Origin of the sequence: Photobacterium sp. CCB-ST2H9 (assembly GCF_023151555.2) — a bacterium.
Lineage (GTDB): Bacteria > Pseudomonadota > Gammaproteobacteria > Enterobacterales > Vibrionaceae > Photobacterium.
The window spans coordinates 1,015,807-1,037,489 of record NZ_CP100425.1 but is presented as its reverse complement, the minus strand read 5'-3'; the positions used below and the strand labels follow the sequence as shown (position 1 = coordinate 1,037,489).

Sequence of the window (21,683 nt, the reverse complement as noted above, 5' to 3'; positions counted from 1 at the left end):
TGCGATCTCAGAAACCGGGTTCAGTCAGTCCAGCGTTTTCTTAAAGCGCCAGGACGCGACCAGCAGCCCCAGCAAGGTAAAACCGGCTAACCACAAGGCATCTTTCCAAAGCACAGCCAAATCCGCGCCTCTCAGCACAATGCCGCGGATCATCCGCATAAAGTGTGTTGCAGGCAGCACCTCCGCAATCCACTGCGCGACAACCGGCATCCCCTCATAAGGAAACATAAAGCCGGACAACAGGATGGAAGGCAGCAGAATAAAGACCGTCATCTGCATGGCCTGAAGCTGTGTCTGCGCAATGGTGGATATCACCAGTCCTAACGTCAGGCTGGCAGAGATAAACAATAAGGTGCCGAACAAGATCTGGCTCAGTGGGCCGTTGATTGGTACATCAAAAATAAAATGACCCAGTCCAAGAATAATCACCACCTGAATCAGGCCAATGACAATATAAGGGGCAATTTTCGCCAGCATCAGTTCCAGCGAGTGCACCGGGGTTGTGATCAGCAGCTCCAGGTTCCCCCGCTCCCGTTCTCGGACAATGGCAGCCGAGGTAAAGAGAATCATCGTCATTGTCAGAATCACCCCCAGTAAGCCGGGCACAATGTTCACCGCCGTCCGGCGTTCCGGGTTGAAATACAATGCGACTTCAAAGGTCGGTGTCATGACGCTGGACTGCTGCGCTTTATAGTCTCCCACCAGATTCTGCACCGGCATATTCTGAAGCTGCAGCAGTGCCGAGCTGACCATGGTATCGGACCCGTCCACCAGCCACTGACCCGCTTCCCGGTGCTGTGCCAGCCGCTGGTCCAGATCCCGGGGCAGTACCAGAACGCCGCGGACTTTACCGGCAGTAATGGCCTGCTCGCCATCATGAGGCGTAGCGTAAACATCCACCACGGTCACCACCTGCGTGGCCTTGACCGCCTCAGTGATGATCCGCCCGTACTGAGACTGACTTTGATCGACCACGGCGACCGGAATGTTGCGCACATCGGTATTGATTGCAAACCCAAACAGCAACAGCTGAATCAGCGGGATCATTACCACCATCCCGAAGGTGATCCGGTCGCGTGAAAGCTGACGGAACTCCTTGACCAGAATCGCCTTCATCCGGATCAGGCTGGACACAAGATTCATTGGCGTGGCTTCCCTGTGCTGGTAACAAACACATCTTCCAGACTGGGCCGGACAACCGTCAGTTCTGCCTGCTGCAGCGACGGCATCTGATGCTTCAGCCAGGCCACCGGATCGGTTTCAGCCGCCCGAACCAGCACACGAAGCCGGATCCCCAGCTGAGCAGCCGACACCACTTCGGGCAGCAAGAGCAGACGCTCTTTCATCTGCCGCAAACCCGGCGCCTCAATTTCCACCACACTCACGCCCATCTGTTCCATCAGCTCGCTGGGCGGGCCATCCGCTTTGATCTCACCTGACTCCATAATCGCCAGTCCGTGGCAACGTTCAGCTTCATCCATATAGTGGGTGGTGACCAGAATCGTGGTGCCCTGATCAGACAAATCAAACAACTGCTCCCAGAAATCACGCCTCGACTGAGGATCGACAGCCGATGTCGGCTCATCCAGAAATAGTAAATCCGGTTGATGCATTACCGCAGCCGCCAGAGCCAGACGCTGTTTCTGACCGCCGCTCATACTGCCGACCCGTTGCTTCATCAGCCGGCTCAGCTGATAAGTGTCCGCAAGTTCTGCCACCCTGGGTTTGAGTTCACGGGAAGAGAGGCCGTATATCTGCCCGATAAATTGCAGGTTTTCTGAGACGGACAAGTCTTCGTACAACGAAAACTTCTGCGTCATATAGCCGATTTTCATCCGAAGCGCTTCAGCCTGTTCCGGAATCCGCAGACCCAGCACATTAATTTCCCCTTCACTCGGACTGAGCAGTCCGGTCAGCATCCGCAGCGTAGTCGACTTTCCGCATCCGTTGGGTCCCAGAAAACCGTAGATACTGCCTTTCGGCACATGAAGATTCAGCTGATTCACCGCGGTGAAATCACCGAACCGCCGCGTCAGTCCGACGGCATTGATTGCAAGTTCACTCAACGGACATCTCCACCTGAACAGGCACCCCGGAAGGCAGGGATCGGGCTTCATCCGGCAAATCAAACTCCGCCAGATAGACCAGCCGGGCCCTGTCATCTTCATTCAGTGCGTAATACGGGGTAAATGCCGGCTCTGTCGCAATCCAGCGCAATTTGCCTTCATAAGGTTGTGAGACACCGTCAACATAGACGGCTGCCTGTTTGCCGGGTTGCATTGCCACACGATAAGGCTCCGGCACATAGACTCTGGCATAAGGACGGCTGTTGGCCTGAAGCACGGCAACCACTGCATTCACCGGCACACGCTCCCCCAGGTTATAGGGCAGACTGTCGACAATCCCGTCCCGGGTTGCAACCACTGTTAAGTCATCCAAAATACGTTGCTGCAACGCCACATTCGCCTGCGCCGCTTCCAGTTCAGCCTGCGCCTGCTGGATATCTTCGGTTCGTTCGCCCCGGGTCAGCTTGGTCAGATTCTCACGAGCTGCTGTCACTTCGGCACGTGCCGCATCCCGTTCCGCCCGGGCATTATCCCGTTCTGCCACGCTGATCAGTTTTTGTCTGACCAGACGTTCCCGGCGCTCATAGGTTTTTTCAGCATCCACCAGACGGGCTTCCGCCTGATCCAGTCCCGCTTTGGCGGCCGCAATATCTTCGACCCGCTCCCCGTTGGTCAGCCTCAGAAGATAAGCTTCGGCCTTTACCTGCTGTGCTTTTGCCTGCGCCAGCACCGCAGCCTGACGTGTTGTATCGAGCCTCACCAGCACTTCGCCGGCTTTCACGGGCTGCCCTTCTTCCACAGGCATCACCCGGATAATTTCAGTTGCGGTGGCAGTCAGCGTAATCCGGTCGCGCTCCAGCGTCCCCAGCGCCTGTGAGGTTGAGGCGCGGTTACATCCGGTAAGCAGCAGGGCAATCATGACAGCTATGCCCCAGTTCCCGACAAGTTTCATCAATATGTCACTCCATGACGAATGGTTGCTGAAATCCTAATCAGAAATGGCGTAAATTCAATGCACTTGCGCAAGGATTGTGTATTTTTTTGTCGCCTTTGCCTTCGATAAAAATCTCCGCAGCTGAATCTGCCTTTAAAGCAAGGATAGGGCCTCAGCTGCGGAAAAGCATTAGGGAACCGCAACCGGAAACCGATCCCGATCCAGAACTGGCCGAAGTCCTCTCTTTATCCGGAGACTTCCCTTGTACTGCGTTCGAAAGCCATTAGAATGAAGCAGCAACAGCTCCACAATCCATAATATTTTTCTCTGTTAATCAAGGGAGTACCATGCCTCTGTTGGGATATCTGCGCTGGATCGCCTTTTCTCTGTTTCTTTTCTCCAGCACTGCCGCCTTCACTGCAACCATGACAGACAGCCTTGGAAAAAGTATGACTCTGGACACACCGCCGCAACGTATTGTGACGCTGGAGTATGCTTTTGCGGATGCACTTGCAGCCATCGGGATCAGTCCTGTGGGGATCGCAGATGACAATGACCCGCTGAACCTGCATCCGGCCGTTATTTCGCGCATCAGCGGTTGGGTCTCTGTCGGTGACCGCTCCAGCCCGGATCTGAGCCAGATTGCAGCCCTGAAGCCCGATTTAATCATTGCGGACGTCAACCGCCATCAGGCGATTTACCCGGCACTGAGTGCTATTGCTCCAACGGCACTGCTGGCATCGCGCGGCGAGACCTACGCAGAAAACCTGGAAGTGGCTGAAAAAATCGGCAAGCTGGTCGACCAGGAAGCCCTGATGACTGCCCGTTTGCAAGAACACGACATCTACATGCGTCACATTGAAAAGCAGCTCAGTCCGGTTCACGGCCAGCAAGCCCTGTTTGCCGTGGCTCTGGAAAACGGGGTTTATGCCTATTCCGGCTCAGCCTATCCCGGTGGTGTCCTGAAAGCCATCGGCCTCAGAGTGCCGGAACAGATTGGTCTCGATGACCGGGCACTTCGTCTGGTGACGCTGGAAGAAATCAGCACCATCAACCCGGATATTCTGCTTTCAGGCACCATCGTACCGGACAACGCCCTGCTGCAATGGCAGCAGCAACCGGTCTGGCCAACTCTGCAAGCGGTGAAAAGTGAACAGTTTTATCAGGTGGATGGCCGGTATTGGGCCCATTGCCGGGGCATACTCGCCTCAGAGGCCATGGCCGATGCGTTACGCAAAACCCTGCCTCAATTCACGCTTGAAGCGACAGATATCCAGACCACCACCCTCAACTGAGACCTGGCCGGTGCCCGCTTACACCAGCATCCCGGCCAGATTTAAACTCTGCTTGGACTCAACACATTCAAGTAAAGACTGTTGAACACAGACAGTCCGGCAGTTTTGAGATTCCACCAAGCTGCGGCTGTCTTTTTCTCTTCCCAACCCCTGCTTCGCGATCCGGCAACCGCTTTACCGCATCAAATCTGCAAGTCAGACCAAATATCACTATCCTTCCTTTAAGCCATTGCTTCTGAAACACACGGGATAAACAAAGGCCTGGGTGAAACCTGCGGTATGACGTAAATCACATCAGCAAAGGACTGCGCATGACCTCAAAGATCACAAAAGCTCTGATCATGATCGCCGGCATACTGGCTCTCTCCGTCGGTGCCGGCTACGGACTCTTATGGGCCAACCTACCTCAACTGGATGGCAACGTTGTCATCCAGGGGCCGGAACAGCCCGCTCATCTCGACCGGGACAGTTTTGGAACCGCCGTGATTCGTGCATCCAGCCGGACGGATGCTGCATTTGCACTGGGGTACGCCCATGGCCAGGATCGCTTTTTCCAGATGGATTTACTGCGGCGAAATGCCGCCGGTGAACTGGCTGAACTTTTTGGTGAGGATGCGCTGGCGATCGATAAAAAACACCGCTTTCATCAGTTCCGAAAACGAGCCCGACTCGCTTTGGCGCAGCTCACCGATAAGCAACGCACGCTGCTCGGACAATATGCCCGGGGCGTCAATGCAGCGCTGGATGCCCAACAAGTTAGGAGTTTTGAATATCTGCTGAGCGGCACATCACCGGCCCCCTGGCAACCTGAAGACAGTTTTCTGGTGATCTATTCCATGTATCTGGATCTGCAGAACGGTACCGTTGAGCGCGAACAAGTTCTGGAGCGTCTGAGACAGGCCTTCGGACCGCAGATGACAGCCTTTGTCACGCAAACCGATCCGCTACAGGCCGCTTTAGATAATTCCCATCTGCCACTGACACAGATTGAGATTCCGCCTCTGGACGTCCCGGCCGTCTCGCTCGCGGCCCACCAGCCCATCGGTGAACCAAAGGTATACGGCAGTAATAACTGGGCGGTGACCGGACAACTGACCTCGTCAGGGCATGCCATGATTTCCAATGACATGCACCTGGGGTTAAATGTGCCTGTCATTTGGTACCGCGCCCAGCTGAACTATCCGGATCACGGGCAAAATATCCAGGTCACCGGTGTCAGCCTGCCGGGAACCCCGACCATTGTGGTTGGCGCCAATGGCAAGATCGCCTGGGGCTTTACCAATGGCTATATCGATACCGCGGACTGGGTTCTGCTCGATGACAACACAGAAACCGTTCAGGTCACGGAGACGCTGAAAACCCCGGGAAACGCGGTGGAATACCCGGTCGAACTCTCGGCCGATGGCCCGGTTACCCGCATTGGCTCTGCACGTTATGCCCTGTCATGGGTGGCGCATCAGCCCTACGCGGTCAATCTTGATCTCATGGCGCTCGAAACGGCATCCAGTGTCGCAGACGGGTTAGCCACAACCCGGTCCACGGGGATTCCGGTACAGAACATGCTGATCACAGACAGTCAGGGCAATGCGGCATGGCGTTTAACCGGGGCCATTCCGGCCAGAGCCGCTCCGCAACAAAACCCGGTGACAGCATCAGCCTATCCGGCAACCTTATGGGAGGAGCGCGCAGAACAGGTGCCGGTTGTCGAAAACCCGGCACATCAGCGGCTGTGGAGTGCCAACAGCCGGGTGGTCAGCGCCGGTGACGATGCCCGGTTTGGCGATGGCGGGTATGCCATTGCCAGCCGTGCGGTTCAGATCCGTGACAAGCTGATGGCCAGACAGCAATTTAATGAATCAGATTTTTTCCAGATGCAGCTTGATAATGAAGCACAATTTATGGCTCGCTGGCAGGCCCTGTTGTTATCTCAGCTGGCATTACATCCGCAGCACTTTCAGGACGATATCCGGTATTTAAAACAATGGCAGAGATGCGCCTGTGCTGAGTCCGTCGGCTATACCCTCACCCGTGCCTTCAGGGACCGTTTGCTTGATACCGTTTTTGCCCCGCTCCAGCATCTGCTCTCTGCCGAGGGACTGAGCCTGAAACCTATTAAAGACAACCTTGAGCCAGCTATCTGGCAACTGCTGAAGGAAGAACCAGCATCCTGGCTGCCAGCCGGAGAAAAAGACTGGGCGACCCTGCTCATCAATGTTTATACCGATGCAAAAGAGGCACTCTTCAAACGATACAGTCCGGACCAGAAGCTGGCTGAACTCAACTGGGGAAGGGTCAACACACTCGCAATTCAGCACCCGTTTGCGAAAACGATGCCGCAACTGGGCTGGCTGCTGAATATGCCTGAAATTCAGGGGTTTGGCGGGCGATATGAACCGGCGGTGCAGACCCGGGCATTTGGCGCTTCTGAACGCTTTGTGGTTCAGCCCGGACGGGAAGACGACGGCATCTTAACGATCCCCGGCGGGCAATCGGCCAATCCGTTGTCACCCTTCTACCGTGCCGGTTTTGATGATTATGCCTTCCATCGGAAAACACCTTTATTACCGGGAGATATTCAATACCGGCTGACGCTCATCCCCCAATGAAACACGGCTTCATGAAACGCGGCGTCATGAAACACAGGTTTATGTACCATGCGGGAAGTGATCACAACAACTTCCCGCATGCGCTGAGAAGCTCAGTCGCGCTCCCCAATTTCCAGCGGTTCCAGAAAAATATGATGACGCTTATTCAGCCGCCGCATCAGTGAAAACACAATCATGCATGGGATCATTACCGCCGGACGCGGCATCATGACAGACAGCACCAGCGTAAACAAAAACAAGTACTCCATTGCTGACATCGCAAAATTCGTTTTTCTCGAAAAGCGCTCGCTGCCCCGGATCAACCTGTAAGACGCCACCTGATAAATGTTTTTGAAAATACCGATATTCAGCGTGCCCGTGAACGCGCTTTCTTCTTCAAGCGTCAGGCCATACCAGTCGCCATTGCCAAAAAACAGCACATGTCTTTTACGTCGCGCTTTAATTTTCAGCGTCTCGACCACGACATCATTCACCCGGATCGTACACTTGCCAAACGCCGTCAATTCAAGATGCACGAGCAGATCATCCACTTTAAATGCGGCTTTCTGATTCATCATGCAGAATCTTGGTTTGAATGAGTGCGCGACCTGACAGGTTGACTGGATCCTGAACGCCTCGGGAACCTCCTGCGCTTTGGTCAGCGAGACAAAATAACGGGTATCCATCCCGTGCTGCACCAAGAAATCCGACACCGATGTTTTCAGTGCCGCGAGGTAAGCGTCAACATCAGGGACATAAATCTCCTCTTCGGAATGAATCAGAATAACTGGAATATGCTGCTGATTGATCAGGGTCAGACGGACCGAACCTTTCACCGCACGCTGTCGGCTGTCCATTTCCCCGATGGCTGGCAACAAATTTTCCTGCTGCGCCCATGTTAAAGTCAGACGCCCGACCTCATCCATATCCCAGTGGCCGCCTGGCATGGGGAATCCGAGATGCAGGGTTCCGACTGCGCCCTGCAGCGCATTGCGTTCATCATCAAGGTTTCCCAGATAGCCGGCCCGCAGCTGATAAGGCGTAGTATAAAATTCGCCGCAGCCCGGTTCGACCATATCAAACGTTTCCAGCACCCCGGTTCCGTGCCTGCCGGCATACTGCAGCGCCGCAATCAGCCCTTTGGGTTCCTCACCGTCAAAGCATTGCAGCACTTCCGGCTGACGCATCAGGTTCAGCAGGGTATCAACGTGCCGGGCAGGAACAAACATGCCGGAGCGATAGTTCAGATCGCCGCTGTCATTGCCGGAGATCACGTCTGGAAAACATGTTCTGAAATCCTGAAACAGCCCGGCCAAACCCAGTGTATGCAGCGGTTCACTTCCGCTCAGCACGGCCAGAGACAGGCCGCGCTCATAATAAAAAGGATGCAAATGGGCAAGAATGGATCCGGCCACCCGGCCAAAGTGGCTGTCGAAAGGATCTGAAGGCTGACTGCCCAGCAGTGCCGGGTATAAGGTTTCCGCCAGAAAGCTCTGATCCGCTTCAATCTGTGATAACTGAGAAATTTTTTGTGCCTGAAGTTTAGGCTGCCTGATCACATCAAGAATGTATGCTTCGATGTCTTCTTCTTTCACAGGCACATATGTTGTGTCGAGTCCCATAATACCCACCCAGTTGCTGAAGCGGGGTATTCTCATGCAATTGAATGGATAAAGCTATTCTATTTTCTGCGCTGAAGACAGAAATCTGCAGTCATTAATCTTTTGAAAACGCAGCGGTGTCTCCCCGACTTGCTGTTTAAAAAAACTGATGAATGCGCTGTCGCTGGAAAACGCCAGCCCATAGGCAACATCATTGACGGCTTTCCCTTCCGAGAGCCATTCGATAGCTTTCAGCAGCCGCCATTGCTGGCGCCATGCCTGATAACTCATACCCGTCTCCTTTTGCAGGATCCGGCTGATTGTTTTCCCGCTGGCGCCAATTTGCTGACTCAGGATCTTCAGCGACGGCACAATGTCTTCTTTTCGTTCCAGTTGCTCAAGCCATCGACTCAGCCGCTTGTCCTGAGGCAACGGCAAAAATAAGGACTGCGTTTTCGCCTCTGCCAGCTCTTCAAAAAATAGCGCCAGCGTGTTTTTCATGCTGTCGAGGGGCTTATCCCATTCCCAGAATGACATACGCTCAATCATTTCCCGTAAGAGCGGTGTGACTTCAATCACCGCCAGTTCCCGGGGCAGGCCTTGCACCCATTGTGCGTCGAAATACAGCGATCTGTACTCGACGACATTGCGCATTGTCGCACAGTGCAGCGTGTGTGCCGGGATCCAGGCAGCCCGGTTGGGCGGCAGGACGCACTTCATCCCGTCCAGCTGAATCGACATACAGCCCTGCATGGCATGCAATAACTGAAACATACCGTGCTTGTGCAGGCCGGAGTCATGCTGGCCCAAGCGTGACGCAATCCCCAATACCGGGGAAGGCAGGGCGTCCGGGTCAAACCTTGCATTGGCATCGATCAACATAAGATGTCTCTATTTTGATGTTTTCTGTCTGAGCTTCGTTATTGGAACATTTCTCTGGACCTTAGACTAGCGCCACTTTCATTCACTCAGGAGAATCCCATGAAAGCAGCGCCTTCTGTCGCATTGCTCATTTGCTTCATCATGTTTCCGCAAATTGCAGAAACGATCTACAGCCCCGCCCTGCCGGATATTGCAGCTCACTTTTCTGTTTCTGAAGCACTGGCCGGACAGACACTCGCCGTATATTTCGCAGCATTTGCAGCCGGTGTTGTCACCTGGGGAATCTTGTGTGATATCTGGGGACGTCGCCCTGTCCTTTTAGCAGGGCTGATGATTTATGGTGTCAGCGCCCTGAGCGCGCTCTGGATAGAAAACTTCCAGACCTTGCTGGTGCTTCGGGCCATCAGCGCATTTGGGGCAGCGGTCGGCTCTGTCGTCGTCCAGACCATGTTCCGCGATTGTTTCCGGGGTCATGCCTTAAGCAAAGCATTCGCCCGGGTCGGCATTGCACTTTCCATCAGCCCGGTGATTGGTATGCTGCTCGGAGGCATCATGGTCAGCTGGGGCGGCTATCTGGCTGTATTTGCCACACTCAGTGCCATGGCCGCCCTGTTGTGGGGACTGAGCCTCGTTTTCATTCCTGAAACACAGACACAACGGGCTGCCCGGCCAGCACTGATGACACTGGCTGTTTCCATGTTGCGGGATCCGCACCTTGTGCGCAGCGCCTTGTTGGTCGCCGGATTCAACGTACTGCTGTTTTCCTATTACCTGCAAGGTCCCTTTCTGTTTGAACGGCTTGGGTTGAATAGCCAGCAATTCGGATACAGTGGGGGGGTACTTGCACTGGGTACGATGCTGGGGAGTCTGTTGAATCAGAAAGCCATTCAAACCGGATTCAACTACGCCCGGTTACTGATGATTTCAGCAATGCTTGCCTGCATGGGAAGCCTGGGAGTCTTGGCACTGCAAGACAGCATTGCTTTTTTAGCCCCAATGCTGCTGGTTGTGATGGGCTTCGGAGTCGCGATTCCAAATATTCTCAGCCAGGCACTGGTCAGCTACCAGCATTGCACCGGAAGCGCAGGTGCATTATTCGGACTTCTTTATTATCTGCTGATTGGTTTATCGCTGGCATTGTGCGGACTTGTCCGCAATCTGGGTTTGATACTGCTTTTCACTGCCTTGTGCATGATGCTGGTGACGCTGTGGATTCAGGTCACTCATACAGCAGATTTACGTGCTTCGAATATTCAGAACAAATAAGCCACATCGCTCACTTTATATCTGCCCCGTATTGCCTGTCTGTTTTCAGACGGGCATTTTGACAAGGTGCTATCAAATGAGAATTTCTGGACACGTCCTGATCAACTTATTTCGCCTTAGAATAAAACACCTGTTTTTCGGTATTCTAAATACAGTGAGTCCGTCTGACATCAGCAGTCTCATGACATACAAATCATAAAACCAGTTTCCATAATTATTTGGGGACTTAAAAAACCATAAAAAAATCATGACTTTTATCTGGTTCCAAAATATTCATAAATACTAAAGTAGGAAGATTGAAATTATCCGGCATGGATAATTCTTAACCAAAATCGTGTTCCTGTTGTAAAAAAACCAACATCTGGCGGGTTATTATCTAGATTACAGATTTATTGGAACATCGTTCAAAACCTGACTAACCCAGAGTATTCCATAACATCAACCAGCAGGAGCTAAAACAGAAATCCCTAAATAAAACCCACATCAAAACCAAATAAAATCACTAAAAAAACAATGAGTTAAAAACAAATCATAACGCAAACTATTGTATTCATACATTTCAGAACACAGGAATAATTATGCGGAAGACATGAAATTGAAATCAATGAACTCCCAGGAAAACATATTCCACTAATATACGAAAAATAGATTTATAATGAAAACAAGCCGACATATGTAATTCGATTGTAAATTTATTTACAACAATATTTATCAATAAATAACATCAATAAGATTCGATTAAAAAAATACAAATTTGAATAGACTTTAAACAACTGTTTTGATAGCTTTGAAATTGTCAGGAAACAAGAATAAAAAATGATTGTTTCGTATCGGCGAATGATGAACAAGTCTATTGCTTCCTCATTACTCGTTCCCGACACATTGACAAAAGAGTTCAGAAATATTTCTGCCTGTCACTTCGTTTTCCAAATGAAGCGTAATCGTGTAGATGGTTGGAAATTAGCGGACACTTTGTATATTTCACTGGTATTCAACCATCAGGGATATTTTCAGGGGAACTCAAGATTACCTTTTCAAACCATTATATAAGGAAATCTTAAATGACTAAGACGAAACGATTAGCACTTGCTGCATTACCACTTTTAGGAATCTCGTCTTTTGCGCAAGCTTCGCTTTATGGTGACTGTATTGCCTCTGGCGACCCGCTTGTTGATGCGAAGTTTGGCGGTTCCTACACCAAAGATGTCGATGATTCTTCAAAGGATCTGGCATCCTCAACCATCAAGGGCTTCCTGTATGTTCAGGGCCGTCAGAGCTGTCTGCGTGTTGAAGGCGTCGCCGGAATTGACGGTCACCTGCTGGACAACGATATCCAGGTAGCCTCCGTCAAAGCGGGTGCAACCGCCACAACGGATGCGCAGTTCGGTGTTGACGGCCACGTCAATATCATGGGTACGGATATCATTTCTCAGGAATACACCATGTCTTCTGAAGAAGGCAGCGCCCTGAAAAAAGATATGCCAATCCTGCCGATCCCAGACCTGGGTCTGTATGCCGGTATCCCGCTGGGTCCTGTAATTCTGGATGTTGGCGTTGGCGTCAGAACCAAGCTGAATGTAGGTCTGGAAGCCGGCTATGAAAACCTGGCTCTGACGGCAAAAGCTGTGCCGAGTGCAGATGTGAAAGGTTTTGCGGAAGCCTCAGCACGAATTTTGCTGAACAAGATCTCTTTAGGTGGCGAAATGTCTGTCGTCAAAGACGATCTGGCTTTTGAAGCCTATGGTCGCTGGGAAGCTGAGCAGAACGGTTTCGGATTTGGCTACGGCATCACCAACACTGCAAACCTGGCAGGTGGTAACATCTACGGCTCTGTGAACGACAAGTACAAACTGACGATCTATGAGTGGCCAGGCTACACCTTCGAGCATACTCTGGCGGAAGGTAAGGCCTTCCTTCCAGTGAAATAATCTCTGGGTGATATCCTTCTCCCCGTACCTCTGGTACGGGGAGCATTTCTGTGTCAAGAGTCAAAATTCTATGAAAAACAAGTTACTGATCATGCTGGCTCTGGTCTGCTGTGTGGTTGCAGGCGCCTCGCTGTATCTATTTTCAGGTTCTTCCGGTGCCGAGGCATCGAAGCCTCAGTCCGCGGCCGCTTCAAACCAGACACAGACCTCAAAGTCCAACGAAACAAATGAAACACCTGCTTTTCAGCAAAGCAGCAAGCCTGCTTCATCACCAGCTGATAGCGCCTCTTACGAATACAACAAACAGGTTTTTGATGTCCGGTATGGTGGCGATATCGCCTTCTCAGCGCCGGGCACCAGTGTTGAACAAAGCATCCGGTTTGACCTCTCCGGGAATTTGTTCCAGTACCGTCAAATGCGTCAAGATCAGATTTATCATCTGATCCGAATGCCGGATCCGACCGTGACTGCTGTGGTCAACCAGGAGACCAGCCCGGAAATTGTGGATGCAATCCGTCAGCAGGTTCAGGAAGGCATTGAGTTTGTCACCACCCCTGAAGGGGAAATCCAGGAAGTGTACCTGTCACAGCCGCATACGTCGCTGAAAACGATGGAAACCATCGCCTTCCTGATGCAAAACATCGTTCCTGAGACAGTAAACGATCAGGATCAATGGCAACGCACAGAACAGGATTACAATGGCGAATTCTCCGCCAACTACACCCTGAAACTGGATGACAGTACGACTTCAGCGAACAATATCTATCAATTATTTAAACGCCGTGAACTGAAAAAAGCCCTGTATGATCAGGCTCGCGGCTTAGAGAATAAGCTGAGTGCAGAATACACTTTCAGTCACAAAGCCCTGTGGGATCAAACCAACCGCATGCTCACGCAGCTGTCGGTGGACGAGAGCGTGCAGCACCACATGAACGGCCAGCCGCTGGCCACCAGCCGAAACCTGCTGGACATGAAACTGACATCCTGGGCGGACAATATCAGTCCAGTCGAGCTGGCGCTGATCAAGCACACTCAAGCCGGACGTCAGGTTCAGCTTTCTGCCAGCGATGTTTTCCTGTCGACAGGAAATGGGACGAACAAGGCTTCAGGCTCTCAGCAGCAACAAGCCGAAGCAAAAGACGCCCGGGATCAGGCGACCCAGGGGGTAAACACGACCGCTGAAGCGGCCTATCAGGAAATCAAAGACCTCTACGACGCCATGCTCGCACTGGATGGTCTGGAACGAATGAAAGCAGAAAACCAACTGAGCGCCATGCTGCAAAACTTTGCCCGCGCCTACCCCGGCAATCTGGATTTGCTCACGAACGATCTGACCAAGTTTGGCACCAGTGAACCGGGTTTCAGCCTGTACCTGAGCGCTTTGAGTACAGTCGCGAGCCGTCCGGCGCAGGACGCCATGCTGACCACACTAAACGCCCGGATGAGTGAAACGCAGGCGGCAACCTCGATCATGGCTTCGCTGGCACTGTCACCGCAGGGAAATACCCAAACCTTTGAGCGCTTCTCAAATCTGATGGACAGCCGGGCGATGACAGACAATCTGTCTGCCAATGTCGATCTGGCGAAGAGTGCCATGGTTCAGCGCATGGGTGTGGAAGATACGACAACCGCGAACGGCTATGTCTCGGAGCAACTGCAGCAACTGAAAGCATCGGCAGAACCTTCACAAACCCTGCACCACTTAACCGTGCTGGGCAATATGGGGCAGTATCTGACATTCTCCGATCTGAAAAGCTATACCGAGCAGTCAAATGCCGACATTCGTCAGCGGGCGACCCATGCGCTCCGGTTTGTACCGGGCGCAGACGCCACTCAGTATCTGATGCAAACGCTCAGAGATGACGCCAATTCCGCAACCCGCGAAGTTGCAGCCAACTCTCTGAGTTACCGTTCACTCGACAACAAAACGCTCGATCAGATTCAGCAGCAGATTGCGCAGGAATCGAATCAGCAAATTAAAGACAGGTTACAGGGAATCGTTGATAAGTACGCGCAAGCGCAAACTGATGTGACTCCGTAAATCCTCTCCCTGAGCCTGCCTGATGTAATGTCGGCAGGCTCAGTTCGAAAACAATGATCGCAGCGTTTTTTGTCCTAATCCCCTTCCTCATAACTGGGCTCTGTCTTCACATTGACATCCAACATCGAACGGCCCTGCCCCATTGGCAGCTGGAACTTGATAAAACTGTGACCCAGCGCCGTATGACAAGCATTGCAACCCGTCACCGCATCAGAAAAACGCTGATTGAACTGCTTCAGGTCTTTCTTCTCAATCGATTCGCCGAGCGGGTCAAGATACGTTTTTTCAAACGCTTTGAGCATTTCTGCCCGGTTCGGGCGCGTCAGTTCAGCCACTTCCTGAGCTTCCAGCAGCTCTTTCAGCTCATACTGGGCTAATCCCCAGTTCTCGCCGTTGGCGGCCTGATGCGCACTCACCATCCGCCGCCCGATTTCATGCATCACAACGCCCAGACCAGGCTGAATCGCACTCAGCGTTTTCACCCGGTTTTCCAGAGAGCCGTTATAAATAGACTGCTCTGCTTCTTCAGCCATAACCCCGGCGCTCAGCCCCAACGCCAGACAGAAAACACTCCACGATTTAAAATTCATGATGTCTCCTTAACCCTCAGGTTGCCGGCAAGAGCGTTCGGACGCAGCCGCTCTTCGGAAAAGCAACCTGAAGGTCATCTCAGTGAATGTCGAACCCACAGTCATGATTTTAGCGTCAGGATGAGGGACACGCCCTTCAATATCAGATTCCGCAAACCGTTTCCGTCATTCTCTGGCAATATCCGCAAAGGACTTCGTAAAGCCTATCTTCTATGACTCAACGTCCTGCCGGGCAATCTGTGCTTCATGAGCGGCGGCCAGTTCTGCATCAAACGCTTTCACTTCAGCAAAACTCGGACGGTGAACCACGCGCTGCACATAGGCCGTCAGCACCGGGTGCGCTTCCACTAAGCCAAAAGCGATACAGTAATCGAGCGAGTTTGCCCATAACAGGTCAGCAGCCGTAAAGCGCTCTCCCAGCAGATACGGGCCCTGGCTTAATTGATCGATCAGCGTCTGAGTCACCGTTTCATAATCACTGTAAGGGCTGACAATCCGGTTTTCAGGCACCAGGCCCATGGCTCTGTCACAAACGGCCGGTTCGTAACAAGCGGCGTAAAACAGCATCCAGCGTAAATAAGGGCCACGCAACGGATCATCCAGCGCAGGGGCAAACTCACCAGCGGCATAGGTATCCGCCAGGTATAAATAAATGGCAACCTGCTCCGTGATCAACGCCCCCCGATGCAGCACTGCCGGTACCTTCCCGAGCGGGTTCACAGCCAGATATTCTGCTTCCCGGTTCTCCCCGGCTTTCATATTTAACAGATGCAGGTGAAAAGGAACGCCTAACTCTTTCAGCAAAATCAGGGCACTGGCTGAACGTGAATGCGGCGAATGAAACAGAACAAGTTCATGTTGCGCAGGTGAATCTGACATGGTTTTTTCCTCTTGTGATGACCTTTACAGACCAATATAGTGAAGAAACCTGTCAGTTTTTGTCAGGTTTGGGATTTATTTTATGCTTCACCTGTATTTTTTTATCATCTGAGCAAAACACATGCGTGCCAGCCGACTCCTCACCATTTTGATGACATTACAATCCCGCGATCTGGTCCGTGCCCCTGAATTAGCCCGGGCCTGTCAGGTGTCCGTCCGGAGTATCTACCGGGACATCGACAGTCTGAGTGCGCTGGGCATTCCGGTATACAGCGAACAAGGTGTCAATGGTGGTTACCGGTTGCTGGACGGGTATAAAACCCAGCTCAACGGCTTCTCGAAGCAGGAAGTCGAAACACTGCTGATGCTTGGCTTATCCGGTCCGGCGAAAGCGCTTGGAGTCGCCCCTGCCATGTCGGAAGCCAGACTGAAACTGATGGCGGCCATTCCGGCGGAACTGCGCAGTCACGCGGAACGTTTCCAGTCCTGCTTTTTGCTCGATTCCCCGGGCTGGTTTACCGAAAGTGAAACCGTCAGCCATTTGCCGGAATTGTTCACCGCAGCATGGCAAAAAAGACAGATTGAGTTCGATTATCAAAGCTGGCGAGGCAGCAGCCATCGGATCGTCAATCCACTGGGGATGGTTTTAAAGGCAGGGAACTGGTATCTGGTGGCTCAGCCTCAGGATCGTCATCAAGCCAGAACCTACCGGGTTGCCCGCATCCAGAATCTGAACAGACTGAATCAAAATTTCGAGTTGCAGACGCCTTTTGACCTGTCCGATTACTGGCAGGCAAGTACCCGTCAGATGGAAGCAGAACTCTATCCCAATACTGCTGAAATCAAACTGACAGCAAAAGGACTCAGAATGTTACCCGGCCTGAGTCCCCCATATGTCCGGCAGCATACGCATATTACACAAACCGAGGATTTCGGCTGGACCACCGTGACCTTACCGTCGGGCAATACAGAACAGGCGCTGATTGAAATGCTCAGATTCGGCCCGGAAGTGCAGGTCGTCCAGCCAGAAGCGCTGCGGCAGGCCATGAGAAATGTGATTGAAGTGATGCGTGGATATTATGCTGATGGGAATGATGAGCCAACGTCAATCCGCTGATGGCACAATCAGTGCCATGAACTGAAGCCTGTCTCATCAAAATATGAGCACCTCATCCCAGGGTGCCTCGCCCTTCACCGGTTTGCTCGAGCAACCATGCTTTAAATTGAAGCTGCGCCTGAGTTTCCTGCTGACCGTGCAGTTTGGTCAGCCAGTAAGCGCCTTTGTGCAAATAGATCTCAAAGGGCTGCACCAGCTTTTCTTCCGCGAGCTGCCTTTCGAACATTGCAGGCGGCGCCAGCGCCACACCGTAGCCCTGAATCGCCGCTTCTATCATGCTGATAGATGAATCAAAGACGATAGCACTCAGTTTTGCTTTCGGCACCGCGACTTTTGCTTCGTCCAGCCATAGCTGCCACTCATCGGGATGGTAGGAGCGCAATAAGGTGTAGTTCAGCACATCTCTCGGTGAGGACATGGCCTGCCCTATCAATGGCTGACACAGCACGGTAAACGGCGCGGGGAACAGCTTCGTCGCTTCCGTTGCATGCCAGCTGCCTTTTCCAAAGCGAATCAGATAATCCAGACCTTCGGCTACCGGATCTGCCGTGTTGTTGTTCGTTGAGATGCGCAGATCAATCAAGGGATAAAGCGCCTGAAAATCGGCCAGACGAGGCAACAGCCAGTTCACCGCGAACGTGCCGACCACACCAACGGATACCACTTCGCGGTGGATCCCCTGCGCCAGCATCTCCAGCGCATCAGACAAATGATCGAAGGCTCCATTCACGACCGGCAGCAGCATCATGCCTTCTTCCGTTAAATTTAACCCCCGGGACTGACGAATAAACAAGGACACGCCCAGTTGGGCTTCCAGCGCCTTCACCTGCTGACTGACGGCAGCCTGAGTGACACACAACTCAACCGCAGCCTTGGTAAAGTTCAGATGTTTCGCCGATACGAGGAACGCACGAATTGCGTTCAGCGGCAAATGGGTAATATTCATGCCGATAACCTTATGGCTCTATGATCCAATGCCCTCAGGCCATGACCCTAGATTTTCTTATTGCTCTTATTAGATTTCGCACATTGTGCATCAAAATGACTCACTTTAATATCCGCCCTGTCTCCATGGGTTCATATCACTCATATTCACGTTACATTGATAAAGAAGTCACAATGAAAAGCATCGCCTGCAATACAAGAACACTGTTTATTTCCGCACTCTGCCTGGCATCAGCCGCAGTGCCCCTGGCATCAACCGCTTCTCCGGTTCACAGCCAAACCACAGAGAATGATGCCCCTCTCAGACAGGCTGTGGATCAGCAGGCTGAGCAGCTGATGAAAGTATACAAGATTCCGGGCATGGCGTTTGGCATCACCGTCAATGGCAAAGCACATTACTACAACTATGGACTGGCAGATATTCAGCAACATCAGCCCGTGTCTGAAAACACCATTTTTGAACTGGGTTCGGTTAGTAAAACCTTTGCTGCAACACTGGCCAGCTATGCACAACAGCAAGGAAAACTATCGTTCAACGATCCGGTATCAAAGTATCTGCCAGAACTGACAGGCAGCACGATTGGAAACACGCCGCTCATCCGGTTAGCCACATACACCGCAGGCGGATTGCCGCTTCAGTTCCCTGAAAACGTCACGAACCACGCGACGATGCTGGATTATTACCGCCAATGGCAACCCGCATTTCCGGCAGGTACCCGCAGGCAATATTCAAATCCGAGCATTGGTCTCTTTGGCTATCTCGCCGCCCGGAGTATGGGAAATGAATATCCGGCGCTGATGGAAAATCGCATCCTGCCGGAACTCGGGATGTCCAGCACCTTTGTGAACGTGCCGGAAGCGAAAATGCGCGACTATGCTTTCGGCTATAACAAGGCTGGTGACGCTGTGAGGGTCACCCCCGGCGTGCTGGATGCCGAAGCCTACGGGATCAAATCGACCAGTGCAGATATGGTACGGTATATCGAGGCAAATATCGGGACAACTCCGGTCAGCCCGTTAATGAAGCGAGCGCTGGCCAATACGAAGACGGGGTATTTTCAGTCCGCGACCCTGACACAGGGGCTGGCCTGGGAAATGTATGCGTATCCGGTGACGCTGAATGCACTGCTTACAGGCAATTCGAACGAGACGATTCTCAACCCGATGCCCATTGATATCATCCCTGAACCCAAGCCCCTGCCAGAGCACATCTGGGTGAATAAAACGGGCTCAACTGGCGGATTCGGCGCATACGTGGCTTATCTCCCCGCGAAAAAGACCGGTATCGTGATTCTAGCCAACAAAAATTATCCCAATGCCGACAGAATCAAAGCCGCTTACGCGATTTTGAAGGCTGCCGACCAGTAATCTGTCCGGATTTCACAGCCAATCTCCGTGTGTTCCTCACTCAGTCAAACCGAAGGGGGAACACCGGGTTCATCAGCTGATCCGTCTGAATTCTGACGCCAGACTTTGTGCCCAGACTTGCTGCGCCCGACTTTCGGTGACCAACGCCCTGAAACTCCCCCTGTAACTACCTCCCTGCAACCAACTCGCGGCATCAGGTGCGGGGTCGCTATAAGTCATCAAACCGGTGGGTGGAATGAACCATCCGCATAATCTCATGTTCTTCCAGCGATTCGAGCGTCTCCAGCAATTCCCGGGCAGCAGGAATATCAGCCCGGGAAGCCAGATAGCGATATAGTTCGATCACCTGCTGGTGCTGATCAACAATCACATCCATGATCTGTGCGGCATCAAGTCTGGCAAAAGGCACGTCGCAGTGCTGATGCCGGACAATCGGGGTTTTCTGTAAATACTCATAACACCAGGTATTCAGAGCATGCGCATCGCCGGATGTTTCAAATTCACTCACGACCTGGCTCAGGCGTTTCTCATGATCGGCAAGATAATTCAGGACCATCCGGGCACGTTCATCCGTATGCTTGTTCACGCCACGGGACAAACAATGGCTGAGGTGATGGTGAAATTCTTTCGTCCAGTGCAGCACATCTTTCAGGGTTTCGACTTGCATAGCCGTTTCCTCATCGGTTGAGTCAACCAGAGACTACAGGCGCAAAATACTCCAGTAGCCCGCCACGTTCACCGTAAATTTTGTCTGCTCCTGCAAGTGGACCCGCAGCCCTTCCAGGGCTTCGGGATCGCCATGAATCAGCTGAATACGCGTTTTTTCTTCCAGTGCCGACTGTTGTAACCACCGGGTCAGTTCCAGGTAATCCGCATGGCCAGACAAACTGGAAAGCATTTTCACCGAGGCGCGCACCGGTATCCATTCGCCATGAATTTTCACGGTTTCGACGCCGTTGAGCATTTTATCGCCCCGGGTTCCCCCGACCTGATAGCCGGTAAACAGCACCGTGGTTTTCGGACTGCCAAGCAGGCGTTTGAAGTGATGCAGAATACGTCCGCCCGTTGCCATCCCGCTGCCTGCAATAATGATATGGGGAAAGGCCTGCTTCTCTATCGCCTTGGATTCATCCACAGTGCGGATATAGGTGATGTCTTTGCACATGCGGTGACATTGTTCCTGATTTAACCGGTGCTGATCACTGTACCGGAAGAAGATATCCGACACTTTAATCGCCATCGGGCTGTCGAGATAAATGGGGATTCGGGGGATCTCTTCTTTTTCCATCAAAGTTGCCAGCATATGTTGCAACGCCTGTGCACGTCCCACCGCAAAAGCAGGAATCAGTAAAACACCACCTTGCATCGCGACCTGATTCACGACTTCTGCGAGTTGTTCAAACGGATCCTGAGTATCGTGGAGACGATTACCGTAAGTCGATTCCATCAGCAGGAGATCAAGCGCCGGTAAAGGCCGGGGCGGATTCATCAGGACATCGTCAAAACGACCCACATCGCCTGAAAAACCAATCCGTTTTCCTTCAGCTTCCACGATCACACTGGCGGCACCGAGAATATGCCCCGCCGGTTGCAGATGAAACCGGATGTCTCCGACTTCGACCGGTTCGTCAAAATCGACCGGCTGGAACAGCACCATACAGTCCTCAGCGGTTTCCCGGTCATAAAGCGGTTCCGGATGTTCGTGTTTTCCCAGCTTGTGTTTGCTGTAATACTTGGCGTCTTCCTCGTGAATATGACCGCTGTCGGCGAGCAGTATCTGGCACAGATCCTTCGTGGCGTGATGGGTAAATACCGGTCCGCGATAGCCATGCTTGTACAGCACCGGGAGATAGCCGGAATGGTCAAGGTGGGCGTGGGTTAACAGAACGGCGTCGAGCTTGTCGATGTCCATGGGCAATGTCTGCCAGTTGCGCTCCCGCAACCACTTATATCCCTGAAACAAACCACAATCGACCAGCACGCTGGTATTTTCGGTTTCCAGCAGAAACTTGGAGCCGGTCACCGTTTCGGTCCCGCCAAGAAAAGTAATTTTCATCCGGCATCCCCCTGGTTTCACTCAGTTTGACCGCTGCAAAACACTCGGCCGCGGCTTCGTCTAACAGCAATGGCTATCGGTTAGATTAGGTACGCTCAACGGGTTATTCAAGGCAGATACAAAGTTGTAC

At 52.4% G+C, this 21,683-nt stretch carries 17 protein-coding genes; 7 read left to right on the top strand and 10 right to left on the bottom strand.

Going from position 1 to position 21,683, the window contains the following annotated elements:
* Positions 1-24: 24 nt before the first annotated feature.
* From L4174_RS05020 to L4174_RS05010, 3 genes are read right to left on the bottom strand one after another with little or no spacing between them, the layout of a single operon-like run.
* Entirely contained in the window at positions 25-1,143 is a 1,119-nt protein-coding gene (locus tag L4174_RS05020) for an ABC transporter permease (RefSeq protein WP_248143766.1), read from the bottom strand.
* Complete coding sequence (locus L4174_RS05015; protein WP_248143765.1) at positions 1,140-2,066, bottom strand: ABC transporter ATP-binding protein; 927 nt, start codon at positions 2,064-2,066, stop codon at positions 1,140-1,142. The genes L4174_RS05020 and L4174_RS05015 overlap by 4 nt, the downstream gene beginning before the upstream one ends.
* The gene (locus L4174_RS05010; RefSeq protein ID WP_371929394.1) at positions 2,059-3,018 is read right to left on the bottom strand and encodes an HlyD family secretion protein; all 960 of its coding nucleotides are present in this window, start codon (positions 3,016-3,018) and stop codon (positions 2,059-2,061) included. The genes L4174_RS05015 and L4174_RS05010 overlap by 8 nt, the downstream gene beginning before the upstream one ends.
* Before the next feature lie 329 nt (positions 3,019-3,347).
* Here L4174_RS05010 and L4174_RS05005 point away from each other — a divergent pair, with 329 nt between their 5' ends.
* Together L4174_RS05005 and L4174_RS05000 are read left to right on the top strand one after the other, a co-directional pair.
* Complete coding sequence (locus tag L4174_RS05005) at positions 3,348-4,295, top strand: Fe(3+) dicitrate ABC transporter substrate-binding protein (RefSeq protein WP_248143764.1); 948 nt, start codon at positions 3,348-3,350, stop codon at positions 4,293-4,295.
* Between the two features lie 311 nt (positions 4,296-4,606).
* A complete protein-coding gene (locus tag L4174_RS05000) occupies positions 4,607-6,901 on the top strand; it encodes a penicillin acylase family protein (RefSeq protein ID WP_248143763.1) in 2,295 nt (764 codons plus the stop codon).
* Between the two features lie 92 nt (positions 6,902-6,993).
* Here the strand turns inward: L4174_RS05000 and L4174_RS04995 are convergent, their stop codons facing one another.
* A complete protein-coding gene (locus L4174_RS04995; RefSeq protein WP_248143762.1) occupies positions 6,994-8,502 on the bottom strand; it encodes a hypothetical protein in 1,509 nt (502 codons plus the stop codon).
* A 54-nt stretch (positions 8,503-8,556) separates the two neighbouring features.
* Complete coding sequence (locus L4174_RS04990; RefSeq protein ID WP_248143761.1) at positions 8,557-9,363, bottom strand: helix-turn-helix domain-containing protein; 807 nt, start codon at positions 9,361-9,363, stop codon at positions 8,557-8,559.
* A gap of 99 nt (positions 9,364-9,462) precedes the next feature.
* Here L4174_RS04990 and L4174_RS04985 point away from each other — a divergent pair, with 99 nt between their 5' ends.
* The 3 genes from L4174_RS04985 (at position 9,463) to L4174_RS04975 (ending at position 14,598) form a co-directional block, all read left to right on the top strand.
* Positions 9,463-10,629: a multidrug effflux MFS transporter gene (locus L4174_RS04985; RefSeq protein WP_248143760.1), complete on the top strand. Its 1,167-nt coding sequence runs from the start codon at positions 9,463-9,465 to the stop codon at positions 10,627-10,629.
* 1,061 nt (positions 10,630-11,690) lie between these two features.
* On the top strand, positions 11,691-12,557 hold the full coding sequence (locus L4174_RS04980; protein WP_248143759.1) for a hypothetical protein: 867 nt from the start codon (positions 11,691-11,693) through the stop codon (positions 12,555-12,557).
* Positions 12,558-12,627: 70 nt separating this feature from the next.
* Positions 12,628-14,598: a HEAT repeat domain-containing protein gene (locus L4174_RS04975; protein ID WP_248143758.1), complete on the top strand. Its 1,971-nt coding sequence runs from the start codon at positions 12,628-12,630 to the stop codon at positions 14,596-14,598.
* A gap of 74 nt (positions 14,599-14,672) precedes the next feature.
* On the opposite strand, the gene L4174_RS04970 is transcribed toward L4174_RS04975, so the two are convergent.
* Both L4174_RS04970 and L4174_RS04965 read right to left on the bottom strand, forming a co-directional pair.
* Positions 14,673-15,188 (bottom strand): hypothetical protein, encoded by a 516-nt coding sequence (locus tag L4174_RS04970; RefSeq protein WP_248143757.1) that lies wholly within the window; start codon positions 15,186-15,188, stop codon positions 14,673-14,675.
* A gap of 210 nt (positions 15,189-15,398) precedes the next feature.
* Entirely contained in the window at positions 15,399-16,067 is a 669-nt protein-coding gene (locus L4174_RS04965; RefSeq protein WP_248143756.1) for a glutathione S-transferase family protein, read from the bottom strand.
* Between the two features lie 121 nt (positions 16,068-16,188).
* On the opposite strand from L4174_RS04965, the gene L4174_RS04960 reads away from it, so the two are divergent.
* On the top strand, positions 16,189-17,184 hold the full coding sequence (locus L4174_RS04960; protein ID WP_248143755.1) for a YafY family protein: 996 nt from the start codon (positions 16,189-16,191) through the stop codon (positions 17,182-17,184).
* Between the two features lie 52 nt (positions 17,185-17,236).
* Here the strand turns inward: L4174_RS04960 and L4174_RS04955 are convergent, their stop codons facing one another.
* Entirely contained in the window at positions 17,237-18,130 is an 894-nt protein-coding gene (locus L4174_RS04955; protein WP_248143754.1) for a LysR family transcriptional regulator, read from the bottom strand.
* 173 nt (positions 18,131-18,303) lie between these two features.
* Between L4174_RS04955 and ampC the strand changes: the two genes are divergently transcribed.
* On the top strand, positions 18,304-19,497 hold the full coding sequence (gene ampC / locus L4174_RS04950; protein ID WP_248143753.1) for a class C beta-lactamase: 1,194 nt from the start codon (positions 18,304-18,306) through the stop codon (positions 19,495-19,497).
* A 208-nt stretch (positions 19,498-19,705) separates the two neighbouring features.
* Here the strand turns inward: ampC and L4174_RS04945 are convergent, their stop codons facing one another.
* Together L4174_RS04945 and L4174_RS04940 are read right to left on the bottom strand one after the other, a co-directional pair.
* On the bottom strand, positions 19,706-20,164 hold the full coding sequence (locus L4174_RS04945; protein WP_248143752.1) for an ATPase: 459 nt from the start codon (positions 20,162-20,164) through the stop codon (positions 19,706-19,708).
* A gap of 33 nt (positions 20,165-20,197) precedes the next feature.
* Positions 20,198-21,553 carry an MBL fold metallo-hydrolase gene (locus L4174_RS04940; RefSeq protein ID WP_248143751.1) on the bottom strand — a complete coding sequence of 452 codons (1,356 nt, stop codon included), beginning with the start codon at positions 21,551-21,553 and terminating at the stop codon, positions 20,198-20,200.
* Positions 21,554-21,683 lie beyond the last annotated feature (130 nt).